Source organism: Flavobacterium sp., assembly GCF_024305175.1.
Lineage (GTDB): Bacteria > Bacteroidota > Bacteroidia > Flavobacteriales > Flavobacteriaceae > Flavobacterium.
Map to the genome: position 1 here is coordinate 1 of NZ_JAMWYY010000093.1, position 7,165 is coordinate 7,165.

At 38.3% G+C, this 7,165-nt stretch carries 7 protein-coding genes; 5 read left to right on the forward strand and 2 right to left on the reverse strand.

Features of this window, described 5'->3' with window-relative positions; translation table 11 throughout:
• Positions 1-93: 93 nt before the first annotated feature.
• From Q0K96_RS14600 to Q0K96_RS14610, 3 genes are all read left to right on the forward strand, one after another.
• Positions 94-1,923, forward strand: a complete 1,830-nt coding sequence (locus Q0K96_RS14600; protein WP_297334719.1) for a peptidase M61 — start codon at positions 94-96, stop codon at positions 1,921-1,923.
• A gap of 63 nt (positions 1,924-1,986) precedes the next feature.
• Positions 1,987-2,274 carry a hypothetical protein gene (locus tag Q0K96_RS14605; protein ID WP_297334720.1) on the forward strand — a complete coding sequence of 96 codons (288 nt, stop codon included), beginning with the start codon at positions 1,987-1,989 and terminating at the stop codon, positions 2,272-2,274.
• Between the two features lie 95 nt (positions 2,275-2,369).
• A complete protein-coding gene (locus Q0K96_RS14610; protein WP_297334721.1) occupies positions 2,370-3,098 on the forward strand; it encodes a DUF4369 domain-containing protein in 729 nt (242 codons plus the stop codon).
• A gap of 30 nt (positions 3,099-3,128) precedes the next feature.
• On the opposite strand, the gene Q0K96_RS14615 is transcribed toward Q0K96_RS14610, so the two are convergent.
• Positions 3,129-3,641, reverse strand: a complete 513-nt coding sequence (locus Q0K96_RS14615) for a hypothetical protein (protein WP_297334722.1) — start codon at positions 3,639-3,641, stop codon at positions 3,129-3,131.
• A gap of 88 nt (positions 3,642-3,729) precedes the next feature.
• Positions 3,730-5,616: a molecular chaperone HtpG gene (gene htpG / locus Q0K96_RS14620; protein ID WP_297334723.1), complete on the reverse strand. Its 1,887-nt coding sequence runs from the start codon at positions 5,614-5,616 to the stop codon at positions 3,730-3,732.
• A 343-nt stretch (positions 5,617-5,959) separates the two neighbouring features.
• Here htpG and Q0K96_RS14625 point away from each other — a divergent pair, with 343 nt between their 5' ends.
• Both Q0K96_RS14625 and Q0K96_RS14630 read left to right on the forward strand, forming a co-directional pair.
• A complete protein-coding gene (locus tag Q0K96_RS14625; protein WP_297334724.1) occupies positions 5,960-6,409 on the forward strand; it encodes a lipocalin family protein in 450 nt (149 codons plus the stop codon).
• Positions 6,410-6,442: 33 nt separating this feature from the next.
• Entirely contained in the window at positions 6,443-7,138 is a 696-nt protein-coding gene (locus Q0K96_RS14630; RefSeq protein WP_297334725.1) for an OmpA family protein, read from the forward strand.
• The last annotated feature ends 27 nt before the right edge of the window (positions 7,139-7,165 follow it).

Here is a 7,165-nt window from a genome sequence, read left to right on the forward strand (position 1 = left end):
TTTAATAACTTCTTCAATTATTTTTTTGAAAAAGTTTACTATACTGTAACAAAACAGGATTTCATTCTACATATAGGCATTAAAAACTGTAAAATGAAGCATTTTATTTATTCGCTCGCTATAGCGCTTACTGTTGCCGGACAGGCAATGGCACAGGATAACATTAAGGTTAATGTAGATCTTAAAAATGTAACCGATGATAAGGTTACCGTAACTGTAACCGCACCTAAGATAAAAGAAAAGACAATTACATATTTTATCCCTAAAATTGTACCGGGAACTTATTCGGTAGATAACTACGGTTCTTTTGTTGAGGGCTTCAAGGCGTTTGATAAAAAAGGTAAGGAACTGAGCGTTACCAAAGCAGATGAAAACTCGTGGAAAATTGAAAATGCAGATAAGCTTGTAAAAGTGTCGTACCTTGTAAATGATACTTATGATACAGAAGGTACAGGCAAGCATGAAATTTTTTCGCCATCGGGAACCAATATAGCCGCTAACGAAAACTTTGTACTTAACACACATGGTTTTGTGGGATATTTTGATGGCAAAGGCGAACTACCTTATGAATTAACGGTTGTACACCCTGCTACATTATGGGGAGCAACCTCTATGACAGATACTGATGAAAGTTCTGAAAAAGATGTATTTACAGTATCACGTTATCCTGAGCTGGTTGATCACCCGATAATGTACTCTAAGCCCGACTATACTACATTTACTGTAGATGGAATGGATATTATTATAAGTGTATATTCTCCTACAGGAGCAGTAACCGCTAAAGCTATAACTCCCGAGATGGAAGTTATGATGCGTGCACAAAAAAGATTTTTAGGCCTATTTAACAGTACAAAAAAATATGCAATACTGCTTTACCTGTCAGATGTTATGGGTAATGATGCCAAAGGTTTCGGTGCGCTGGAGCATACTACTTCTACCACTGTTGTTATGCCTGAGGCCATGCCGATGGAACAGTTGCTTTCTACACTTAAAGATGTGGTTTCACATGAATTTTTCCATATTGTAACGCCGTTAAGTGTACACTCTAAAGAAATACATTTCTTTAATTACAATACCCCGAAAATGTCAGAACACCTTTGGATGTATGAAGGTGTTACCGAATATTTTGCAAACCTTTTCCAGGTAAACCAGGGGTTAATATCTGAAGAAGAATTTTTCACAAGAATATCAGACAAGATAAACCAGTCGAGGCAGTTTGACGATACTATGAATTTTACCAAGATGAGTAAAAATATCTTAGAGCAGCCTTATAAAGATTCTTACTATAATGTTTACCTGAAAGGAGCGCTTATAGCTATGTGTATTGATATACAAATGCGTGAAGCCAGTAACGGACAGCGTGGCATATTAAACCTTATGCAGGATTTGAGCAAAGAATACGGAAGCGAAAAACCATTTAATGATGATGAGCTTTTTGCAAGGATTACAGCGCTAACATATCCACAAATAGGGGAGTTCCTTAAAACGTATGTAGCAGGAGATACTCCGATACCGTATGAAAATTACTTCGCAAAGATGGGGGTTACACAGGCTGTAATCCAGAAACCTGGCAACCCATTCCTTAAAAATCAGCAGATTCCGTATGTAACTGTTGATGCTAACGGAAATATTATTATCTTGCCAAATATTGAGGATAATGCTTTTATGACTAATTTGGGGCTTAAAGGCGGCGATGCGATACTGTCTGTAAACGGTACTGCTTATACGGTTGAAAATATTTACGACCTTATCATGGCAAGTATGGCCTGGGAAGAAGGCGAGCCTATTACCCTTACCATTAAGCGTGATGGTAAAGAGCAGGAAATTAAGGGCAATGTAAAACTACCTGTAGAGGAAGTTGAAGGATATAAAGCAACAAATGAGGCTAAGTCGGCTTTAAGGCAGGCATGGCTTAAAGGATAATAAATGATAAGGCTGTATAAAGTACGGGCCTTATACTGTACAACAACCAAAACCTTACGAGTTATGAAAAAAGTTTTAGTATTGTTTATGCTGGCCTTTAGTACAATTGTAATGGCCGGCACCAAAGAGAGAGAAAAAGCTCCTGTAAAAGCTGCTTCGCTGGCTTTTATACCGATACATGAAGAAGGAAACGGAAATACTAAGAATGATACCCTGCAATCTAAAAAGAAAGAGGCGCCGCTTGCAACGCAGCTCAGTGGGGAAGGTGCGCGTTTCGACCTTAGTGTTTATATTGTAGATTTTATCAATCGCAGTAATATAAAAATAGCCAAGCGCATATTAAAAGATTAAATGAAGCTGCCGTATGGCAGCTTTTTTTATACAGCCCTGCCCAATGCAATATAATTTTCTTTACTTTGCACGGATTTAATTTTGTGTGACCTTTTATGAAAAAATATATTATTGCCTTTGCTGCGCTTTTAGTATTTGTTGCCTGTAATGAAGCCGATCATGGCGATACCAATCTGTACATTAAAGGAAATATAAAAGGATTAAAGCAGGGTAAGCTTTACATTCAGCAGCTAAGGGATACTGCGTTGATTGTGATGGACAGCATTATAATTAACGGGAATTCTGAATTTGAAAGCCATCTTAAGCTGGAATCGCCCGAAATGCTTTACCTGTTTTTAGACAGGGGACAAACCAACTCTGTAGATAACAACCTGCCGTTTTTTGCCGAACCCGGTGAAATGACTATCGAGACTACCAACGATGAATTCTTTGCAAAGGCTAAGGTTACAGGCTCTGAAAATCATAAAATTTATGAGGATTTCCTGAAGATGAAGAGCCGCTTTACAGGCACTAACCTGGAACTTATCACAAAAAACATGGAGGCTGCTAAAAGTAATGATGCAGCGCGTTTAGACAGTATAGCTGAAGCGATGGAAAAGCTTACCAAGCGCAGGTACCTTTTTACAGCCAACTTTGCGTTAACCAATGCCAACCATGAAGTAGGACCTTACCTGGCGCTTTCTGAAATATATGATGCCAATGTTATTTACCTTGACACAATACAAAAGAAAATGACACCCGAAGTTTCTAAATCGTATTACGGAAAAATGCTTACGGATTACGTTAAAGAGCGTAAAGCAGAGGCTGCTGCACCTGTAGAGTAGTATAAAATGCTTTAGTACGTATATTAATTATTAATCGTATAGCTTTATTGTTTCAGCAACTTTCCTGAAAAGAGGTTCCAACTCTCCAAAGTTTTGTTCAACCGCACCCATCGTAAACCTGTAAAGCTTTTTGTTTTTTATAGTAAAAAATATAATGCTTTTGTTTACAAGTGCACCTGCCTGATTTGTATGGTAATAATATTTAAAAAGGTGCCCATTTATAACAATATCATCAACTTCCTGAATGTCATAACCTGCGTTACGAAATGTATCTAAATCATTTTTATATAATTCTTCGAGGCTGAAATAACCTGCCTCCCGAGACTCGACCATTATTATTCCATCCTTTACAAAATGCTTATTATAGCGCGGCCCGGTTACAAGCATAACCATTCCATCACCTTTGGGAGTTTCAATTACCCATTTTTTAGGTACACCTATTTCAAAGCCATCTGTCGGGTGTACATATGTCTTTAACTTTTGTGCGTAACAACCTGAAGTGATAAGCAGTAATGTAATTAGCAAGCGTAGTGTATCAGGCATGATGTAATTTTTCAGTTTTTCAAATATATATAAAAAAACCTGCAGCTCGCACTGCAGGTCTATTGTCTCATATCTTTTGTCTAAATACCTATTTAATAAGCTCAAAGCTGCGCTTTACAAATGCAGTAAGCTCTTCGCCTTTAAGCAGGTTCTGGCTAAGTTTGGCAAGGTCTAATGCCTGTTTAACCAATGCTTCCTGTTGTGTCTTGTCTTCACTGTTCAGTATCGTTCCTGTAAGCTCATGATTGGTGTTTACAATCAGGTTATACATTTCAGGGAAATTACCCATACCAAACATACCCCCGCCACCGGTTTTGCTCATATCTTTCATACGGCGCATAAACTCCGGCTGGGTAATACGGAAAGGCGCTGCATGGCTGTCCATTGCTTCAAGCTGAACAGTATAAGTTGCTTTAGGAACTATTTCCTCTAAAACGCCTTTAAGTTTGTCCTTCTCCTCATCAGAAAGTTTGGATATCTGCGCATCTTCTTTCTTTATAAGGTTATCAATATGGTCAGAATCTACACGGGTAAATGTCAGGTTCTCGTTATCTGCTTCCAGCTTTTGTATCAGGTGCGAAACAATGGGCGAATCTAAAAGCAGTACCTCATAACCTTTTTCTTCTGCCTCAGCTATGTAGCTGTGCTGTGCATCTTTATCACTTGCATAAAGCAGTACAAGCTTGCCGTCTTTATCGGTTTGGTTATCCTTAAGGTTTTCCTTAAGTTCATCAAGTGTATAGTATTTATCTTTTACAGTGGGGTAAAGTGAGAATGCGCCTGCTTTTTCATAAAATTTAGGCTCACTAAGCATACCATACTCCAGCACAATTTTAATATCATTCCATTTCTTCTCAAAATCCTCACGGTTTTCACTGAATAATGATTTTAGCTTATCGGCTACTTTTCGGGTAATATAATTGCTTATCTTTTTTACATTACCGTCGGCCTGCAGGTAAGAGCGTGATACATTTAGCGGGATATCCGGGCTGTCTATCACACCGCGCAGCATAGTAAGGAATTCCGGTACTATACCTTCTACATTATCAGTAACAAAAACCTGGTTCTGGTATAATTGAATTTTATCTTTCTGCACTTGTAGGTCAGCAGATAGTTTAGGGAAATACAATATACCTGTAAGGTTAAACGGATAATCTACATTAAGGTGTATGTTGAAAAGCGGCTCGTCAAACTGCATGGGGTACAGTTCGTGATAAAAAGCTTTATAGTCTTCATCATTAAGATCTGTTGGCTGCTTTGTCCATGCAGGGTTAGGGTTGTTTATTATGTTGTCAACTTCTATTGTTTCAGGCTTATAATCTTCTCCTGCATCTTCCGGTTTCGGCAAAGTTTCTGTTTTCGTGCCAAACTTAATTGGCACGGGCATAAACTTGTTATACTTTTTAAGCAGTTCGCTAATGCGGTGCTTTTCAAGAAACTCGGTGCTGTCTTCTGCAATGTGCAGTATAATTTCGGTACCGCGTTCCTGCTTGTCTGCCGCTTCAAGAGTAAATTCAGGGCTGCCGTCGCATACCCAATGCACAGCAGGCTCATCTTTATAGGATTTAGTGATTATCTCTACCTTTTCGGCCACCATGAAGGCTGAATAAAAGCCAAGCCCGAAATGGCCTATAATACCTGAATCTTTGGCAGAGTCTTTATATTTTTCCAAAAACTCCTCAGCGCCCGAAAAAGCAACTTCATTAATATACTTTTCAACTTCTTCCCCTGTCATACCTATACCCTTATCTATGATATGGATTTTTTTATTCTCCTTATCCACCTTAACTTCAATAACAGGGTTACCGTATTCTACTTTTGCTTCGCCTATGCTGGTTAAGTGTTTCAGCTTTAGCGTTGCATCGGTAGCATTAGATACCAGTTCACGCAAAAATATTTCGTGATCGCTGTATAAAAATTTTTTAATTAATGGGAATATGTTTTCTACAGAAACATTAATTTTTCCTGTTGCCATGCTATAAGTAATTTATTGTTCTGTATGATTGCTTTCAAATAAAATACCATCTTTAAATAAATGACAAATTGACATTTTATCATATAAAATCACTCAACGTATCTCATAATTGTTAAAGAAAAAGATTTTTAAGAAAAGATTAGTACTGCTGTAATGCCTGCGCGTGGGGATGATAAATACCTTTAAACAAAATATTTTAGCGTTAATTACTGATAATCAGCAATGGCAACATTAAAATATTTCCTGTTAAAAAATGATGCTACCTGTTGTATAATAGGTAACTATGTTAGTAACTTTATTCCTGATTTTGCATGCATTTATAACATTAAACCTTGAATAACCTATGAAAAAATTTCTTATCCTTTCTTTATTTGTAGCCGTATTGGCATCGTGCGGTTCTATAGACCACAAATCTCAGGTGGGCATTAAAGGCAACTGGACAATAACCCAGGTTAGCTATCCGGGGTCAGAGTACATTAAGGTAAATTCTTTTGATATTGCCGACTCTAAATGCCTTGAAGGCAGCTCTTGGAATTTTGTATCCAATAACAACACAGGTACTATGAACATTAACAAGGCCGGATGCCCTTCTTTCAGCAGCCCTATTGTGTGGACAGTAACCAAAGATGGCGACTTTACACTTAAAATTACCGAAGGAGAAAAAGCAAGGCGTGTGGCGCAGGGTTATTTTTTAAAGATGAGGAACCAGAGTGAGAGCTCTTTCCAGCTTGTGGATAATGTAAATGTAGGTGGCAACAACGTGGAGGTTGTTTACCAGTTCCAGAGAATGTAAATCAGTAAAACAAAAAATAATAATTGAATAGGTATGAAAACAACAAAAATTTATTTACTGGCACTTGCTTTTATAGTAAGTATTGGTATCAGTTCATGTGAAGCAGTAAAAAACACAAATAATACACAAAGGGGTGTAGGTATAGGGGCAGCCTCCGGCGCAGTTATAGGCGGCGTAATCGGCAATAACGTTGGCAAGGGCGGCAATACTGCACTGGGAGCCATTATTGGTGGTGTAGTAGGTGGTACCGTGGGTGGTGTTATAGGTAACCGTATGGACAAGCAGGCACAGAAAATAGACCAGGCATTACCGGGAGCCGAAGTTGAAAGGGTAGGCGAGGGTATTAAGCTTACACTTGGTGAAAACTCTGTAAGGTTTGATACCAACAAATCATCACTTACTCCTACAGCCAAGGCAAACCTAGATAAGCTTGTAAACGTTTTTAAAGAATATCCGGACACTAATATTATGATATTTGGTTATACTGACAGCACAGGCCCGGAAGACTATAACCTGAGGCTTAGTGAGCAAAGGGCACAATCTGTAAAAGATTACCTGAGCAGCAAAGGTATAAGCGCTTCTAGGTTCAGCACTATTGGTAAAGGTATCGCAGATCCTGTTGCCACAAATGAAACAGCCGAAGGCAGGAGCCAGAACAGGCGCGTAGAGTTTGCCATTACTGCAAATGAGCAAATGATTCAGGATGCACAAAAAGAGGCAAAACAATAATTGTATTAGAATATTATTAAAAACGAA

Bases quoted from the DNA above. Each gene is read 5' to 3' on its own strand.
- Q0K96_RS14600 (WP_297334719.1), top strand. From the start codon at position 94: ATGAAGCATTTTATTTATTCGCTCGCTATAGCGCTTACTGTTGCCGGA.
- Q0K96_RS14605 (WP_297334720.1), top strand. From the start codon at position 1,987: ATGAAAAAAGTTTTAGTATTGTTTATGCTGGCCTTTAGTACAATTGTA.
- Q0K96_RS14610 (WP_297334721.1), top strand. From the start codon at position 2,370: ATGAAAAAATATATTATTGCCTTTGCTGCGCTTTTAGTATTTGTTGCC.
- Q0K96_RS14615 (WP_297334722.1), bottom strand. From the start codon at position 3,641: ATGCCTGATACACTACGCTTGCTAATTACATTACTGCTTATCACTTCA.
- htpG (WP_297334723.1), bottom strand. From the start codon at position 5,616: ATGGCAACAGGAAAAATTAATGTTTCTGTAGAAAACATATTCCCATTA.
- Q0K96_RS14625 (WP_297334724.1), top strand. From the start codon at position 5,960: ATGAAAAAATTTCTTATCCTTTCTTTATTTGTAGCCGTATTGGCATCG.
- Q0K96_RS14630 (WP_297334725.1), top strand. From the start codon at position 6,443: ATGAAAACAACAAAAATTTATTTACTGGCACTTGCTTTTATAGTAAGT.